This is a genomic window from Georgenia soli, from assembly GCF_002563695.1.
Taxonomy (GTDB): Bacteria; Actinomycetota; Actinomycetes; order Actinomycetales; family Actinomycetaceae; genus Georgenia; species Georgenia soli.
Genome location: NZ_PDJI01000004.1, coordinates 515,537 through 530,563 on the forward strand (window position 1 = coordinate 515,537; position 15,027 = coordinate 530,563).

Annotated in this window: 19 protein-coding genes; 9 read left to right on the forward strand and 10 right to left on the reverse strand. The window is 72.9% G+C overall.

Annotation, left to right across the window (positions count from 1 at the left end):
- Position 1: 1 nt before the first annotated feature.
- From ATJ97_RS03695 to ATJ97_RS03705, 3 genes are read right to left on the reverse strand one after another with little or no spacing between them, the layout of a single operon-like run.
- Positions 2–1,180, reverse strand: a complete 1,179-nt coding sequence (locus ATJ97_RS03695; protein WP_098482589.1) for a thiamine pyrophosphate-dependent enzyme — start codon at positions 1,178–1,180, stop codon at positions 2–4.
- 9 nt (positions 1,181–1,189) lie between these two features.
- A complete protein-coding gene (gene porA / locus ATJ97_RS03700; protein ID WP_098482590.1) occupies positions 1,190–2,428 on the reverse strand; it encodes a pyruvate ferredoxin oxidoreductase in 1,239 nt (412 codons plus the stop codon).
- Positions 2,421–3,017, reverse strand: coding sequence for a 2-oxoacid:acceptor oxidoreductase family protein (locus ATJ97_RS03705; RefSeq protein WP_098482591.1), 597 nt, complete (start codon positions 3,015–3,017; stop codon positions 2,421–2,423). The genes porA and ATJ97_RS03705 overlap by 8 nt, the downstream gene beginning before the upstream one ends.
- 166 nt (positions 3,018–3,183) lie before the next feature.
- On the opposite strand from ATJ97_RS03705, the gene ATJ97_RS03710 reads away from it, so the two are divergent.
- From ATJ97_RS03710 to ATJ97_RS03735, 6 genes are all read left to right on the forward strand, one after another.
- Entirely contained in the window at positions 3,184–3,711 is a 528-nt protein-coding gene (locus ATJ97_RS03710) for a YbhB/YbcL family Raf kinase inhibitor-like protein (protein WP_098482592.1), read from the forward strand.
- Between the two features lie 122 nt (positions 3,712–3,833).
- Positions 3,834–4,424, forward strand: coding sequence for a YbaK/EbsC family protein (locus ATJ97_RS03715; protein WP_098485197.1), 591 nt, complete (start codon positions 3,834–3,836; stop codon positions 4,422–4,424).
- Positions 4,425–4,486: 62 nt separating this feature from the next.
- Entirely contained in the window at positions 4,487–4,969 is a 483-nt protein-coding gene (locus ATJ97_RS03720; protein WP_170037104.1) for a GyrI-like domain-containing protein, read from the forward strand.
- A gap of 29 nt (positions 4,970–4,998) precedes the next feature.
- Positions 4,999–5,466 (forward strand): hypothetical protein, encoded by a 468-nt coding sequence (locus tag ATJ97_RS03725; protein WP_098482593.1) that lies wholly within the window; start codon positions 4,999–5,001, stop codon positions 5,464–5,466.
- Between the two features lie 34 nt (positions 5,467–5,500).
- Complete coding sequence (locus ATJ97_RS03730) at positions 5,501–6,043, forward strand: ferritin (protein ID WP_098482594.1); 543 nt, start codon at positions 5,501–5,503, stop codon at positions 6,041–6,043.
- 16 nt (positions 6,044–6,059) lie between these two features.
- The gene (locus ATJ97_RS03735) at positions 6,060–6,530 is read left to right on the forward strand and encodes a tRNA (cytidine(34)-2'-O)-methyltransferase (protein ID WP_098482595.1); all 471 of its coding nucleotides are present in this window, start codon (positions 6,060–6,062) and stop codon (positions 6,528–6,530) included.
- Here the strand turns inward: ATJ97_RS03735 and ATJ97_RS03740 are convergent.
- Positions 6,457–7,398 carry a hypothetical protein gene (locus ATJ97_RS03740; RefSeq protein ID WP_098482596.1) on the reverse strand — a complete coding sequence of 314 codons (942 nt, stop codon included), beginning with the start codon at positions 7,396–7,398 and terminating at the stop codon, positions 6,457–6,459. The two genes, ATJ97_RS03735 and ATJ97_RS03740, sit on opposite strands and share 74 nt — an antisense overlap.
- A 234-nt stretch (positions 7,399–7,632) precedes the next feature.
- On the opposite strand from ATJ97_RS03740, the gene ATJ97_RS03745 reads away from it, so the two are divergent.
- Complete coding sequence (locus ATJ97_RS03745) at positions 7,633–7,980, forward strand: ArsR/SmtB family transcription factor (protein WP_245862085.1); 348 nt, start codon at positions 7,633–7,635, stop codon at positions 7,978–7,980.
- Positions 7,977–9,713 carry a SulP family inorganic anion transporter gene (locus ATJ97_RS03750; RefSeq protein ID WP_245862087.1) on the forward strand — a complete coding sequence of 579 codons (1,737 nt, stop codon included), beginning with the start codon at positions 7,977–7,979 and terminating at the stop codon, positions 9,711–9,713. Before ATJ97_RS03745 ends, ATJ97_RS03750 begins: the two co-directional genes overlap by 4 nt.
- Positions 9,714–9,731: 18 nt before the next feature.
- Here ATJ97_RS03750 and ATJ97_RS03755 read toward each other — a convergent pair whose 3' ends face one another.
- Together ATJ97_RS03755 and ATJ97_RS03760 are read right to left on the reverse strand one after the other, a co-directional pair.
- Positions 9,732–10,307, reverse strand: a complete 576-nt coding sequence (locus ATJ97_RS03755) for a hemerythrin domain-containing protein (RefSeq protein ID WP_098482598.1) — start codon at positions 10,305–10,307, stop codon at positions 9,732–9,734.
- A 140-nt stretch (positions 10,308–10,447) separates the two neighbouring features.
- Entirely contained in the window at positions 10,448–10,726 is a 279-nt protein-coding gene (locus ATJ97_RS03760; RefSeq protein WP_098482599.1) for a DUF2277 domain-containing protein, read from the reverse strand.
- A gap of 132 nt (positions 10,727–10,858) precedes the next feature.
- On the opposite strand from ATJ97_RS03760, the gene ATJ97_RS03765 reads away from it, so the two are divergent.
- On the forward strand, positions 10,859–11,242 hold the full coding sequence (locus ATJ97_RS03765) for a nitroreductase family deazaflavin-dependent oxidoreductase (protein ID WP_098482600.1): 384 nt from the start codon (positions 10,859–10,861) through the stop codon (positions 11,240–11,242).
- A gap of 161 nt (positions 11,243–11,403) precedes the next feature.
- On the opposite strand, the gene ATJ97_RS20250 is transcribed toward ATJ97_RS03765, so the two are convergent.
- From ATJ97_RS20250 to ATJ97_RS03785, 4 genes are all read right to left on the reverse strand, one after another.
- Positions 11,404–11,682 (reverse strand): hypothetical protein, encoded by a 279-nt coding sequence (locus ATJ97_RS20250; RefSeq protein ID WP_245862089.1) that lies wholly within the window; start codon positions 11,680–11,682, stop codon positions 11,404–11,406.
- Between the two features lie 186 nt (positions 11,683–11,868).
- Positions 11,869–13,281: a DUF222 domain-containing protein gene (locus tag ATJ97_RS03775; protein ID WP_098482602.1), complete on the reverse strand. Its 1,413-nt coding sequence runs from the start codon at positions 13,279–13,281 to the stop codon at positions 11,869–11,871.
- 261 nt (positions 13,282–13,542) lie between these two features.
- Positions 13,543–14,004 carry an MmcQ/YjbR family DNA-binding protein gene (locus ATJ97_RS03780; RefSeq protein WP_098482603.1) on the reverse strand — a complete coding sequence of 154 codons (462 nt, stop codon included), beginning with the start codon at positions 14,002–14,004 and terminating at the stop codon, positions 13,543–13,545.
- Between the two features lie 120 nt (positions 14,005–14,124).
- Positions 14,125–15,003, reverse strand: coding sequence for a TrmH family RNA methyltransferase (locus ATJ97_RS03785; protein WP_098485200.1), 879 nt, complete (start codon positions 15,001–15,003; stop codon positions 14,125–14,127).
- Positions 15,004–15,027 lie beyond the last annotated feature (24 nt).

Sequence of the window (15,027 nt, forward strand, 5' to 3'; positions counted from 1 at the left end):
CTCATGCCTCCTCGTGCGCGCGCGGCGCCGGGTCGCTGCGGGGGTCCGGCGCCGGGTTGCCGTGCAGGTCCAGGCCCGGCCCGGCGGACGTGGACGGTGCGTGGTGGTCGCTGGGCCGGGCGGGGTGCTCCAGGTGCGGGGCGGCGCCGACCAGGACGGGCTCGCCGCTGGCCGGCTCAGGCACGGCGTCGTCACCAAGGAGCCCGTACCGGGCGATGTTGCGGTCCGCGGCGGCCTGCAGCCGGGTGAGCACCTCCTCGTTCCGGGTGGGCCGGAACAGGTGGGCGTAGCGGCCCTGCAGCCGCAGGTACTCCTCGACGGGGACCTGGCGGCGGATCTTCCGCACCGAGGTGACCTCGCCGTGCTCGGCCTCGAAGACGGGGAAGATCCCGGACTCGGTGGCCAGCCGGGCGATGCGCACGGTGTGGCTGGACGCGGCGCCCCAGCCGAGCGGGCACGGCACGAACACGTGCAGGTACCGGGCGCCGTGCATCGCCATGGCCTTCGCGACCTTCGCCTCGAGGTCGCGCAGGTCCGCCACCGTCGCGGTGGCCACGTACGGGATCTCGTGGGCCATCGCGATGCGGGGGACGTCCTTGCCCTGCCCGAACACGTTGCCGGGGTGGGGGCCGACCGCCTGGGTGGTGGCGGTGCGGGCCGCAGGCGGGGTGGCGCCGGAGCGCTGGACGCCCGTGTTCATGTACGCCTGGTTGTCGTAGCAGATGTAGAGGACGTCGTCGTTGCGCTCGAACATGCCCGACAGGCACGCGAACCCGATGTCCACGGTGCCGCCGTCGCCGCCCTGGGCGACGGTGCGGATGTCGTCGCGTCCCAGCGCGCGCAGCGCGGCGGCGACGCCGGTGGCGACGGCCGGGGCGTTGCCGAAGACGGAGTGCAGCCACGGCACGCGCCAGGACGACTCGGGGTACGGCGTCGAGAAGACCTCGAGGCAGCCGGTGGCGTTGACGGTGACCATCCGGCCGCCGGCGGCGGCCATGGCGGCGTCGAGGACGTAGCGGGCCCCGAGCGCCTCCCCGCAGCCCTGGCAGGCGCGGTGCCCGGAGGTGAGGGCGTTGGCCCGGTCCGGGTCGGACTGGACGCTGGCGAGCTCCGGGGCGAGCAGCCGGTTGCCGACGGCGAAGCTGCCGACCTGGTAGAACCGCACGGGCGTGGTGGTCATCTCTCCTCCTCAGCGTGCCGCGCCGACGGCGTCGGCCCGGCCGCGTCGTTCCTCGCGCTCGTGCCGCTCGGCACGGTCGCGGGCGATCTCCCGCTCGACGACCGCCTCGTCCAGGTCGAGGAACGACAGACGCTCGAGGCGACCGGCGAGGGCGTCGTCGAGCATCCCGAGCAGCGCGCCCTGGGTGATCGGGCGCCCGCCCAGCCCGGCGACCACGCAGCGCACGTCAGTGCCGGTGCCCGCGAGCGCCGTCGCCACGTCCTGGGCGACCACGCCGCCCACCCCCGGGGCCAGCGCCCGGTCGATCACCACGACCCGGCGGGCCCCGGCGAGGGCCTCGCGGACGGCTTCGTAGGGGAAGGGGCGGAAGGAGGTGATGCCCAGGACGCCGATGCGCTCGCCGGCGGCGTCCGCGTCGTCGACCGCGTCCTTGAGGGTGCCGAGCACGGACCCGAGGGCCACCACGACGGTCTCGGCGCCCGTGGTGCGGTAGGGGCGGACCAGGCCGCCGGTCTCGCGGCCGAACGCCGCGGCGAACTCGTCGGCCACGCGCTCGATCACCTCGACGGCGTCGAGCTGGACCTGGTGGGCGAGGTAGCGGACCTCGGTGAACGTCTCCGGGCCGACCATCGCGCCCATGGTCACGGGCTCGTCGGGGTCCAGCCGCTGGCGCGGACGGAAGGGCGGCAGGAAGGTGTCGACCCGCGCCTGCTCGGGGACGTCGACCTCCTCGAAGGCGTGGGTGAGGACGAAGCCGTCCATGCACACCATGACCGGTACTGAGAGCTCCTCGGCGATGCGGAAGGCCTGGACGTGGAGGTCGGCGGCCTCCTGGTTGTCCTCGGCGTAGAGCTGGAGCCATCCGGAGTCGCGCTGGCTCATGGCGTCGGAGTGGTCGTTCCAGATGTTGATGGGCGCACCGATGGCCCGGTTGGCCACGGTCATCACGATCGGCAGCCGCATCCCGGCGGCGTTGTAGATCGGCTCGACCATGTACAGCAGCCCCTGGCTGGAGGTGGCCGTGTAGGCGCGGGCGCCGGTGGCCGAGGCGCCGATCGCGACGGACATGGCGGCGAACTCGGACTCGACGTTCACGTACTCGCTGACCAGCTCCTCCGCCTTCACGAGGCGGGAGAGCTCCTCGACGATGTGGGTCTGGGGCGAGATGGGGTAGGCGCAGATGACGTGCGGACGTGCCGCGGCCACCGCGCGGGCGACGGCCCTCGATCCCTCGATCTGCTCACGCACGGATCTGCTCCTTCGCTACGGCGTCTCGGGTGGTGCCCGCGACGACGGTGTGCGCCGCGACGGCGGCGGCGACGTTCCTATCCCCGACGTCGCCGGGGAACCGGTCCCGCAGCGCGGCCACGACGGCGTCGAGGTCGAGCGCCTCGTACAGGGCCGCGAACGCACCGAGGAGGACGGCGTTCGGCAGCGGGCGCCCGACGTGCTCGAGGGCGATCTCGGTGGCCGGCACCGTGACGGCGTGCCCGGGCGGCAGCGCCGCCAGCCGCTCGCCGAGCCCGAGCTCGTCCAGGGGGCGGCGGGAGTTGACCAGGGCGTACCCCTCCGGCCGCAGGCCGTCGAAGACGTCGACGGCGCGCAGGAGGGTCGGGTCCTGGACGATGACGGCGTCCGGGGCGAGCACGGGCTCGCGGACCCGGATGGGCCGGTCGGCGATGCGGCAGAACGAGACCACCGGTGCGCCGGTGCGCTCGGAGCCGAAGCTCGGGAAGGCCTGGGCGTGGCGGCCCTGCCGGAAGGCGGCGTCGGCGAGAAGCTCGGCGGCGGTGACCACGCCCTGACCGCCGCGCCCGTGGATGCGGATCTGGAACACACCGACCTCCTCGTCGCTTTCCTCCCTTTCTATGACGTTGATCACGCCGAAAGCGGGGACCAAGGTCACCCGCGCGCCGTGGCACGCCGGTGACGTGGGAGGACGCGCCGACGGAGGAGGCCATAGGTTGGTCCCAGCACGAGAACCGACCGACGGAAGGACTGCTGTGAAACTCGACCGCCCTCTGGCCCAGGACCCCTACGAGAAGCTGCCCGCCGTGCCGTCGTTCACGCTTACCTCGAGCGACCTCACCGACGGCTCGCCGATGGACGCCCAGCACAGTCAGCGCGGCGGCAGCGTCTCCCCGCAGCTGTCGTGGTCGGGCTTCCCCGAGGAGACGCGCGGCTTCGTCGTCAGCTGCTTCGACCCGGACGCGCCGACGCCGTCGGGCTGGTGGCACTGGACCGTGGTGGACCTCGGCGCCGACACCACCGAGCTGGAGCAGGGCGCGGGCCAGTCCGACCTCATGCTGCCCGGGGCGGCGTTCCACCTGCGCAACGACGGCGGCGAGCACGCCTACACCGGCGCCGCCCCGCCGCCCGGCGACCGCGCGCACCGGTACTACTTCGCGGTGCACGCCCTGGACACCGAGACCCTGGAGCTGGACGAGGACACCACGCCCACCAAGGCGGCGATCCAGACCCTCTTCCACACGATCGCCCGGGCCACCCTGACCGCCACCTTCCAGGCGTGACGACGACGGAGCCGGAGGGGTCGGGCCGCGAGCCGGGCCCCGCGCCGGTCCACCACGCGGCGCCGGAGCCGGGCCGCGAGCCCGGGACGCCCGGACCGGGCACCGATCTCGGCTCGCCCCCGCTGGACCCCGCGGAGCCGACGGCGGTCCTCGGCGAGCTCGACGACGTCGTCTTCGGCGCCCTCGTGTGGGTGCCCGCGCGCGAGCGTCCCGACCTGCTCGCCCCGCCGGTCCACGCGGCGCTGGCCGCGCTGCCCTCGGACGCCGCCGCCCAGGTGCTCGTCGCCGAGATCGACCCGGAGCTGGCCGACACCGCCGCGATGACCGAGGCGTACGACCTGCCCGCGGAGGTCTCCTCGAACTGCGTCATCGTCGCGGGGAAGCGGGCCGGCGAGGAGCGGGTGGCGGCCTGCGTCGTGCGCGCGACGACCCGGGCGGACGTCAACACGACGGTGCGCAAGCTGCTCGACGTGCGGAAGGCGTCGTTCTGGCCCACCGACCGCGCCGTCGAGGCCTCGGGGATGGAGTACGGCGGCATCACGCCGTTCGGGATCCCCCACGGCTGGCGCCTGCTCTTGGACGCGCGGGTGGCCCACGGCCAGTCGATCGTCGGCTCGGGCGTGCGCCGCTCGAAGCTGCTGGTGCCCGGCGAGGTGCTGGCCGCGCTGCCCGGCGCCGAGGTCGTCGAGGGTCTGGGAGTGCCGACGGACTGACCTACGAGCACCGACGGACTGAACGGCTCCGTCGCCGCGAGGGCCCGCCCTACGATGGCGCCGTGGACCCCGCGACGGAGCTGGTCGAGCTGCCGGTGCAACGCGTCGCCGTCGTCTGCGCGCGGTTGACGACGCAGGAGATCCCCGGCTTCATCGGGCCCGCGTTCGGGGAGATCATCGGTGCCCTCGGTCGCCAGGGGCTTGCTCCTGCAGGGCCTCCCTTCGGGCGCTACCGCTCGCTGGACGACGGCAGCTTCGACGTCGAGGCGGGGTTCCCGTGCTCCGGCAGGGTCACCCCCGAGGGCCGCGTCGAACCGGGCGAGCTTCCCGGCGGGCTGGTGGCGCGCACACGGTACGTCGGCCCGTACGAGGGCATCGCGGAGGCGTACGGGGCGGCGACGTCCTGGCTCGCCCAGGCCGGCTATCGCGTGCGCGAGACACCGTGGGAGTGCTATCTCGACGGCCCCGAGGTCGCGCAACCACGTACCGAGGTGTTCATGCCGTGCGCCCCCGCGGCTCCGCCGGATCATTCCGAGGGGCCGTGAGCGGCGGTCGAGGCGCCGGAGGCAGCACCGTGACGCACGCGGACGGCCGCGTCGCCCTGCCGCGGCCGCTGAAGATTTCCGGCGGGCTGACCGTCCTGGCAGCCGCCGTCGTCACGCTCCTCGTCCTCGGCGTCGTCGGCCTCATGGGGGCCGACATCGTGGGGACGCGTCAGCTCCTCGCCGTCCCGGTGGTGCTGGGCAGCCTCTCCCTTCCCGCCTGGCCGACCCTCGCCCTGGTCTCCGCGAGGCGCCCCCGCGCCCGGCGGGCCGCGTGGTGGCTGTGGCCTCTCCTCGTGGCTGCTGCGGGCCTGGGGATCGCCGGGCTGAACTGGGTCTCGTCCGCGTCCGGCGCCTCGGGCTGCACCATGTTCTGCGAGCTGGTCCTCGTGCTCGGCCTGGTCACCCTTGGCGCGGGAGCCGTCCTGGGCGGGCTCGCGGTCTGGATGTTCCGCGAGCTCGGACGGCTGCGTGCGACGGTCCTTGCCGCGGATCCGTGACCGCCGCCGTCGTCACGCGCGTAGCGTGACGTCCATGACCGAGACGACGGCGTCGACGTTCCTGCGCCTGCTGCGCGAGCAGGTGGGCCACGAGTTCGACGCGCACCAGCAGTACATCGCCATCGCGGTGTGGTTCGACTCCCACGACCTGCCGCAGCTGGCCCGGCACTACTACCGCCAGGCCGTCGAGGAGCGCAACCACGCCATGATGCTCGTGCAGTACATGCTCGACCGGAACCTTCAGGTCCAGATCCCCGCCGGCTCCGCGGTGCGCAACGACTTCACCGACGTCACCGACCCGCTGCGGCTCGCGCTCGCGCAGGAGCAGCAGGTCACCGCGCAGATCGAGGCGATCTTCCGGGCCGCCCGCGAGGAGGACGACGCCCTCGGCGAGCAGTTCATGCTGTGGTTCCTCAAGGAGCAGGTGGAGGAGGTCGCCTCGGCGACGACACTGCTCACCGTGGCCGAGCGCGCCGGTGACAACCTCTTCGACCTGGAGAACTACGTCGCCCGCGAGCAGATCGGTGACGGCGGGCTCTCCGACGGCGCTCCCCCGGCCGCCGGCGGCGCCCTGTAGCCCACCGGGTGCGAGGATGACCGGCGTGTTCCACGTCGTCTTCTACGAGCCCCGTATCCCGCCCAACACGGGTAACGCGATCAGGATGGTCGCCTGCACCGGCGCCACTCTCCATCTGGTCGAGCCGCTCGGCTTCGAGCTGACGGACGCCCACCTGCGGCGGGCGGGGCTCGACTACCACGACCTGGCCAACGTCGTCGTCCACCCGACCCTCGACGCCGCCCTGGCCGCCCTGCCGGGACGGGTGTTCGCGTTCACCGGCAGCGCCACGCGCAGCTTCGCCGACGTGGACTACGTCCCCGGCGACGCGCTCCTGTTCGGCCCCGAGCCGACCGGCCTGCCCGCGCACGTGCTCGCCGACGAGCGCCTGACCGACCGCCTGCGCATCCCGATGATCCCCGGCATCCGGTCGCTCAACCTGTCGAACTCGGCAGCGATCGCCGTGTACGAGGCGTGGCGCCAGCACGGCTACGCCGAGGGGGTGTGACGGCGCCGCTGTCAGCCGGCAGGCCTGCGAGGAGAACGACCGTAGCCGCGACGAACGCCAGCATGATGAAGGGCTCGGCCGGGTCGTAGGCCACCGCACCGGGGACGCCCGTCGTGCGCTGGACGAGCAGGCCGGTCATGTACTGGAGCTGCTGCAGCGTGCCCGAGGTCAGGAGCACGCCGGCGATGACGTACCCCCACGGCGCGCGCCGCCACAGCGTCACCGCGGCGACGAGATAGCCCGGCACGAGCAGGGCCAGGTCGAGGACGTACGCGAGGTGCAGGCTGGCGATCGGCAGGACCAGCTGGCTCTCCTCCGGCGGCTCGCCGATCAGCGCGAACCGCAACGCGTAGTACACCCACATCCCGCCCAGCCCGGCACCGAGCAGCCCGAGCAGCACGGCGACGGGCCGGAGGGGGGTGCGCGGGGACACCGCGCGTGCCAGACGTTCGACGTCCAGAGCGACGAGCGACAGCACCAGCGCGGCCACCGAGAGCGAGAACAGCGCGACGTGCACCAGGAACAGCGCGTTGAACGCGGTGCCGAAGACGACAGTCGCGAACGTGTAGACCGAGTAGGCGAGCATGCCGGCACGCACCAGCTGCGCCCGCGGGGACCCGTACCGCTCCGCGACGAGGGACCACACCAGGAGCGGCACGGCGAGGGTGAGGGTGATGAGGTCGTTGGCGCGCAGCATCGCGACGACGGCGTCCGGGTCCCGGTAGAGCCCGGGCACCAGCACCCCCGCCAGGGACGAGATCGTCAGGAGCACGGCGACCAGCACGGACAGGCGACGGGCCCACCGCGTCGCCGTCGGGGCCGTGTCACGCCGCTCGCCGGAAACAGGGTGCTCAGCCAGCTGCGACATCGGGGTCACACCTTCCTACCTGCCCCAGTTGTCGACCACGGCGTCGCTGGCCCTTGTTCGGTCGGCGGTGCTTGCCGCGCTGCCGGGGGCTCAGCCTCAACGCTCCGCGCCGGAGCGGTCCCGCGCCAGGGGCGAAGGTCCCGTGCGTGCGACCGACATCTCACAGCCACGACTATGGATGACTTGATATATTCATCAAGTCGTCAATCCGTGTTCGCAGAGAGCAGCCCCGCCGTGCCCCAACGTGCCGCCGTCCCCATCTACGAGATCAAGGCAGACCTTTTCAAGGCGCTCGCCCACCCGGTTCGCGTCCGCGCGCTGGAGCTGCTCGCCGAGCAGGAGCAACCGGTGAGCGCGCTGCTGGCCGACATGGGGATCGAGGCCTCGCATCTCTCTCAGCACCTGGCGGTGCTGCGCCGGGCCGGCGTGGTCACCAACGTGCGGGCGGGCAACACGGTCACCTACGCCCTGGCGGACCCGTCGGTCGCGGAGATGCTCGCGGCGGCCCGCGCGTTCCTGCTGCACCGGCTGGACGCGACCACCGGCGCGCTCGCCGACCTCGCCGGTGGGGCGCGCGCGTGAGCACCATCCCCGCCCTGCAGCCGCGCTTCACCTGGCGCGGCGCCGTCCGCCGGCTCGCGGGCCTGACCATCCCCCGCCGTTCCGACTTAGCCGAGCTCCCGCGCTCCTGGCGCAAGGATCTCGTCGCCGGCGTCACCGTCGGGATCGTCGCCCTGCCGCTGGCCCTCGGGTTCGGTGTCGCCTCCGGCGTCGGCGCGACCGCCGGTCTCATCACGGCGATCATCGCCGGGTTCGTCGCCGCCGTCTTCGGCGGCTCGCACCTTCAGGTGTCCGGCCCCACCGGGGCGATGACGGTCGTGCTCGTCCCGGTCGTCGCACGCTACGGCGTCGACGCCGTCTTCGCGCTCGCGATCCTGGCGGGCTTCATCGTCGTGCTCATGGGCCTGCTCGGGATGGGCAAGCTGGTCTCCGTCATCCCCTGGCCCGTGGTCGAGGGGTTCACCCTCGGCATCGGCGTCATCATCTTTCTCCAGCAGGTGCCGCTCGCGCTGGACACCCCCAAGGCCGACGGCGAGAACGCCGCCCTCGTCGCGTGGCAGACCGCCCGGGCGGCGGACTGGTCGGCGGCGACGGTCCCGCTGGCCATGACCGTGGGCGTCATCCTTCTCATGCTCGTTCTGGGCCGGGTGCGCCGCTCCCTCCCAGCGTCGCTCATCGCCGTGGCGGTCGCGACCGTCGTCGCCGAGCTCGCCCACCTCGACATCGACCGGATCGGCGCGCTGCCCGCCAGCCTGCCCACGCCGTCGCTGCCCGCCTGGGACTCCTCGGCCCTCGCCGAGATGCTGCCCTCGGCCATGGCCATCGCCGCGCTGGCGGCCCTGGAGAGCCTGCTCTCCGCCCGCGTGGCCGACGGGATGGTCGAGGGCGTGCCGGACACCGACGCCGACCGTGAGCTCGTGGGTCAGGGGCTGGCGAACGTCGCCAGCGGCATGTTCGGCGGGATGCCCGCGACCGGCGCCATCGCCCGGACCGCGGTCAACGTCCGGGCAGGGGCGCGCACCCGTGTCGCCTCCGCCAGCCACGCGCTCGTGCTGGTGGCGGTGGTTCTCGTGGCGACGCCGGTCGTGGCGTTGATCCCGATGTCCGCGCTCGCGGGCGTCCTGATCGTCACGGCGCTGCGGATGATCGACCTGCACACTGCTCGGTCGATCCTGCGGGCGACCCGCGCCGACGGGACGGTCTACCTCGTCACCGTCGCGGTCACCATCGTCTTCGACCTGGTCGTCGCCGTGCAGGTGGGCGTCGCCGTCGCCGCCCTGCTGGCGCTCCGGGCGATGTCCCGGGTCTCGGGCCTCCAGAGGGTCAAGGTGAGCGACGACATCGACGCCGCCGAGGAGGACGCCCTGCTCGACGAGCGCGTCGCGGTCTACCGGTTCCACGGCGCGCTGTACTTCGGCGGCACCAAGCGGTTCCTCGACGAGATCGCAGCGGTCAAGGACGTCCACGTCATCGTCCTCGTGCTCACCGAGGTGCGCGTCATGGACACCTCGGGCGCGAACGCGCTGGCCGAGATCATCACCGACCTCCAGCGGCGCGGCGTCACCGTGCTGCTCAAGGGCCTTGACCCCGAGCAGCTCCGGATGGCAGGCGCGGTGGGCGTGCTCAGCACCCTCGGCTCGCCCGAGCACTACTTCACCGACCTGCGTGCCGCCGTCGCGCACGCCCGCAACCACGTCCGCTACGAGCTGGCCGACATCTGGTCGCTGCAGTGCGACCTGCGGGCGGTGCGCTGACCGGCCCAGGGTCCGCCGTCAGCCGGTGCTGCGCCCGGAGAGCTTGTCGCGGAGCCGGTCCACCATGCCCACGCCCGCACCGACGGTCTTGTGGAACAGCTCGGAGTGAGGAGCGCTGGGGTGCGGGCGGGTGGGCGCCAGCTTCTTGGCGGTCTCGACCTTCTCTCCGAGGTCGACGAGCTCGTCGGCGGGGATGTGCGCGCGGAGCGACGGGAACTGGTCGGTCTCCTCGTCGTTCGCGTGATGGCGCAGCTGTGACTCGAGCTCGCGTACCAGCTCCATGAACTGGGCGGACGAGGCGTCGACGTCCTCGAGGCGCTTCATGAGCTGGACGATCTCGTCGTGCTCCTTCTTGTCGTGCTCGACCTCCTGAGCACCGTTGGGCACGTGCTTCTCGATCGCCGGGTAGACGTACATCTCCTCGGCGACGGCATGGCGCATCACCTCGGCGATGACGGTGTCGGCCAGATCGCGGCGCCGTTCGGCGTCCGCCGCGGCCTCGATCTGGCCGATCAGCTCGAGCATGCTCTGGTGGTCGCTGGTCAGGATGTCCACGACATCGGTGCCCGCGCCACCACCTTGTGGCTGTGTCATGTCAGCGCCTCCCTTGGCGTCGTCAGTCCCATCAGAGTAGGCGGGCGTGACCGCTCGGGCACCCCCACGAGCGGGGAACACCGAACTGGGCGGCTCGCCTCGCGACCCGATCGAGCGCCTGCCTGTTTCCGTCGAGGACGTCAGGCCGACTGCGTGGCGAAGCGGCGGCGGCTGCGCTCGCGGGCCTTCTCCGCCTCCACCTCGCGGTCCTTGGGCGGCACGGAGGTCACCAGGGAGTCGAGCAGTTCCTGGGTGGCAGTCGCGATCCGCTCGACAGCGCGGTCGAACGCCTCCTGGTTCGCCTGGGACGGCTTCGTCATGCCGGCGATCTTGCGGACGTACTGGAGCGACGCGGCCTGCACCTCGTCCGTGGTCGCAGGTGGGGTGAAGTTGTGCAGCGTGTGGATGTTTCGGCACATGACGCCAGGGTGCCACGGGCTCACCTTGTGCAGAAGACCCCGGGGCTCGGGCCGAGGGCCGACCCACCGCACAGATGCCTCAGGCTCTGCCGACGAGGGCTAGTTTGGGCGGCACCTGTCGGAGGAGGCGCGATGAGTCCCATACCGCGGGCGGTCGCTCGTGCGAACCGGCGTGTGCTGAACCCGGCGATGCGTCTCGTCGCCCCGCACCTCCCGGGCTTCGGGCTGCTCACGCACGTCGGCCGGCGCACGGGACGCCAGTACACGATTCCGGTCAACGTCTTCCGCGACGGCGAGAGCGGCTTCCGCATCGCTCTCACCTACGGCCGCGACGCCGAGTGGGTCCGGAACGTGCGCGCAGCCGGCCGCTGCACGCTGCGGACCCGGGGGCGCGTGGTCGAGCTCGTCGAACCGACGCTCGTGCACGACCCCTGGCGATCCTGGGCTCCCGTGCCGGTCCGGCAGATCCTCGGCCTCATCCGTGCGCCCGACGTTCTGGTGATGCGGAAACGCTGAAGCGCCCGAGCCGGCACGCGTCGCGACTGATCATGGGCAGTTGGTCGGAGCATGGCTCGGAGCCGGCGCGCGGGTGCGCGTCGGCTCCTGGCCTGGGTGGTGGACGGAGAACGTGGGCGGTGCGGTCATGCCGCGTTGCGGTGCCGCAGACTGCTGCGGTGCTAGAAGGGTGGGTCGGTGTTGGCGAAGAGGTCGGCCCAGCGGTTGACGGCGGCCGGTGCGCCGGCGGGTGGGTCGGGGGTGTGCCGGTACCGGTGCCCGGTCCGGGCGGGGATCCACAGCAGGGTGCCGTCCTTCTCCCGGACCACGTCCCAGTGCTTCGACGTCTTGAGGTTGTGATGCCGCCGGCACAGCGGGTGGAGGTTGCAGACGCTGGTCTGCGCCACGAGGTGCGCGATCGCGGGGTCGTAGGCGATGCGGTGGTCCAGGTCGCACACCACCGACGGTCTTGTGCAGCCGGGGAAGGTGCAGGTGATGTCGCGGGCGCGGACGGTGCGGGTCAGGTCCGCCCCGGGCCGGTAGGCCTTGGTGGAGAGGTCCTTGAAGTGGCCGTGCTCGTCGGTCAGCAGTGCCCGCCACGTCGCGTCCTGCGCGAGCTCGCGTGCGAGCTCGGCCGGGATCGGCCCTTACCCGGCCAGATAGCCGGCCTGGTGGTCCAGGCCGAGCAGGGTGCCGGCGCCGACGGTGATCTGCGCCCCGGCCCGGGCGAGGCGCCCGGTGGGGAGGGGGTGCCCGGCCAGGTCGACGCCGCGGTCCAGGACGGAGGCGAAGAGGTCGACGAACGCGTCCGCCTCCACCTGCTCCCGGGACCGCTCGTCCGACTGGTCGCCGTCGACGGCGGCATCGGCCAGCGCGCGCAGGGCGGTCTTGATCGTGTGGGCGTGGTCCGCGCGCACGTAGGCGGTGATCCAGGCCATCGCGTCCGGGGCGGGGGTGATGGTGACCTTCCGCGCGGCGTGCTCGCGCTGGCGCCGCTCCACCCCCGCGTCCGGGTTCACGCTCAGCGCTGCGGCGCGGAGCCGGTTGCGCAGCTTCGGCCCGGAGAGCCGGTCGGCGTCCTTCAGCAGGTCGGTGACGACCCGGCGCTGCTGACCCGTGGTCAGGCCCGGCTCCCTCGTGGTCAGCACGGTCGCCTTGCGGGAATCGATCCGCCCGGTGGTCAGCGCGTCGGCGACCTCGGGGAAGGAGTCCAGCGCCGCGGCGAGGCTCACCTTCGCCGCCCCGACCGCGTTCGTCGACCCGAGCCGGGCCGCGACCTCCGCCGCCGCCCGGTCCGCCGCCCGCGACGTCATCCCCTGCCGATCCGTCAGCTCCCGCACATGAACTGCCTGCATCGCCGTCGCCCAGGACGCCACCCGCTCGAACGCCGCGATCGTCTCCACCAACGTCGCCGCCCCGACCTCCCCGGGCACCAACGGACCCAGCAGCCCGGCCAGGACCGGCCCGCCGGGCAGGGCCTCCAGGGCCGAGGCCCCGGCCGCGTCCGCCTCCCCGTCCACCAGCCCCCGCCCGAACGCCTCGGCCAGGCCCGGGTCCCCCGGCGCGGGCACCGGCACGGTGGTCGGGGCCGGCGCCGCCCCCGTGGGCACCACCGCCCACCACGGCACCGAGGAGACCGCACCATCAGCAGCAGCGGCGCCCTCCCCGGACGAGCCACCGCCGGAAGGAGAGAGCAAGGAGCCGGAAGAGGGAGGGAAGCCGGAAGAGGAAGGGAAGCCGGGCGAGGGAGGGAAGCCGGGCGAGGGAGCGAAGTCGGGAGAGGGAGCGAAGTCGGGAGAGGGAGCGACGTCGGCAGTGGGGTCCTCATCGACGGCCGAGGCGCCGTCATCGGTCGCCGTGGCCGAACCGCCGCCATCCGGTGTCGTGGCCGAGATGGCGTCCGCCGAGACGTCGTCGCCCGAGGTCGCGGGCGCGTCCTCTGCCGGGTCGGCCGGCGCTCCGACCTCCCACACCAGCTCCGAGGAGGGCGGGTACAGCGCGACGCCGGCCTCCGCCCAGCCGCTCACGACCTCGGCGAACGCACGCTCCAGGTCCGACACCAAGGCACTCGAGGCCCCGGCGGCACCTTGACCGCCGACCCCGCCAACCCTGCCCCTGACCATGCATCGAACACTAGTACGACCCACCGACATCCGCTCAGGCTGTCGGAGATCTGTGGACAGGACGGCGGTTTGCGTGCCGGGGGACGGACCGGGAGGCGATGGGGCGGTGACGGATTGTGGCCGGAGCAGTGATGCTGGACTGGCAGCAGGCGTGGCGGTGGACGACCAGGCGGTCGACGCGCTTCGCGCGGTGAGCAGTCAGACCGCGCGAGGGCGCACCGAGTCGTTCGAGCTAGCTGCCGGTCCGCCGTCGGCGTCCAGCTGTTCGAGCTGCCGCCGGGTCGCGACCTGGCGGTAGGAACCGTCCAGAAGTTCGGCGACCTCCTGCCAGTCCACGTCGTCAGGACCGGCCCCACCGGCGGCGAGGTCGAGGCCGATCCAGCCGGACGGAGCGAGGTAGGCGGGCACGAAACTCCGTGCGTCGTCGGCCAGGGCCGCCCGCTCCGACTCCTCCGGCAGCACCAGCAGCCCGTGGGGGTATCTGACCCGCACGTCGGCCGCGCCCTTGGTGCTCGACCCGTACACCGCGAAGACCTTCTTCACCCGGAAGTGCGGGCGACCGTGCGCGATCGTCTCCTCGGCGTCGGGGAACGAGAGCGCAAGGGCACGTAACCGTGCAAGGAACGGATCGTCGTCGTCGAACATGATCGGGTGCGCCACGGTTCCTCCCGCGGTCAGGGTAGCGAGCACAGGCAATCCAGGGACTCGATCACCACCCTCGACGGGGACGGAGCGAGGGAGTGCCGCCCTGGCCGCGCAGAGGTGGAAGGCGACGAGGTTCTAGACGCCGCCCTGGGCCCGTGTCGCCCAGAAGGCGACGGCGGAGGCTGCGGCCACGTTGAGGGAGTCCACGCCGCCCGCCATCGGGATGCGTACGACGAGGTCGGCCGCCTCGACGGTGGTCCGGGCGAGCCCGTCGCCCTCGGTGCCGAGCACCATGGCGACCTTCGAGTCCGGCCCGGTCACGGCCGGGGAGACGGCGAAGTCGTCGAGGCTGACAGAGTCGTCGGACAGTGCCATGGCGGCCACGGTGTAGCCGGCCTCGCGTAGCTTGTCCACGCCGCCGGGCCAGACGGTCATCCGGGTCCACGGCACCTGGAAGACGGTGCCCATCGAGACGCGCACGCTGCGCCGGTACAGCGGGTCGGCGCAGCGCGGCGTCACCAGGACCGCGTCCACCCCCAGCCCGGCGGCCGAGCGGAACATGGCGCCTACGTTCGTGTGGTCGACGATGTCCTCGAGGATCGCGACCCGCCGCGCGCCCTCTCCCCCGCGGGCCGAGGCGAGGAGCTCACGCACGCCGAGAAGCGGCGGCCGGTGCATGGCCGCCAGCGCGCCGCGGTGCAGGTGGAAGCCGGTGATCGCACGCAGCACCGGCTCCTCGGCGACGAAGACGGGGATCTCGGCCCCGCCGTCGTCCGCCCCCGTTGCGGCCTGGATGACGGGCGCCATCGAGGAGAGCCACTTCTCCGCCATGAGGAACGACCGGGGGCGGTGCCCCGCCTCCACGGCGCGGGTGATGACGTTGGAGCTCTCGGCGATGTACAGGCCCTTCTCGGGCTCGTGCTTCGAGCGCAGCGCGACGTCGGTGAGGTTGGTGTAGTCCCCGAGCCGGTCGTCGGCGGGGTCGGTGAGACGGATCAGCGGCACGGGGACCATCATTCCGTGCCTCGGGGCCGCTCC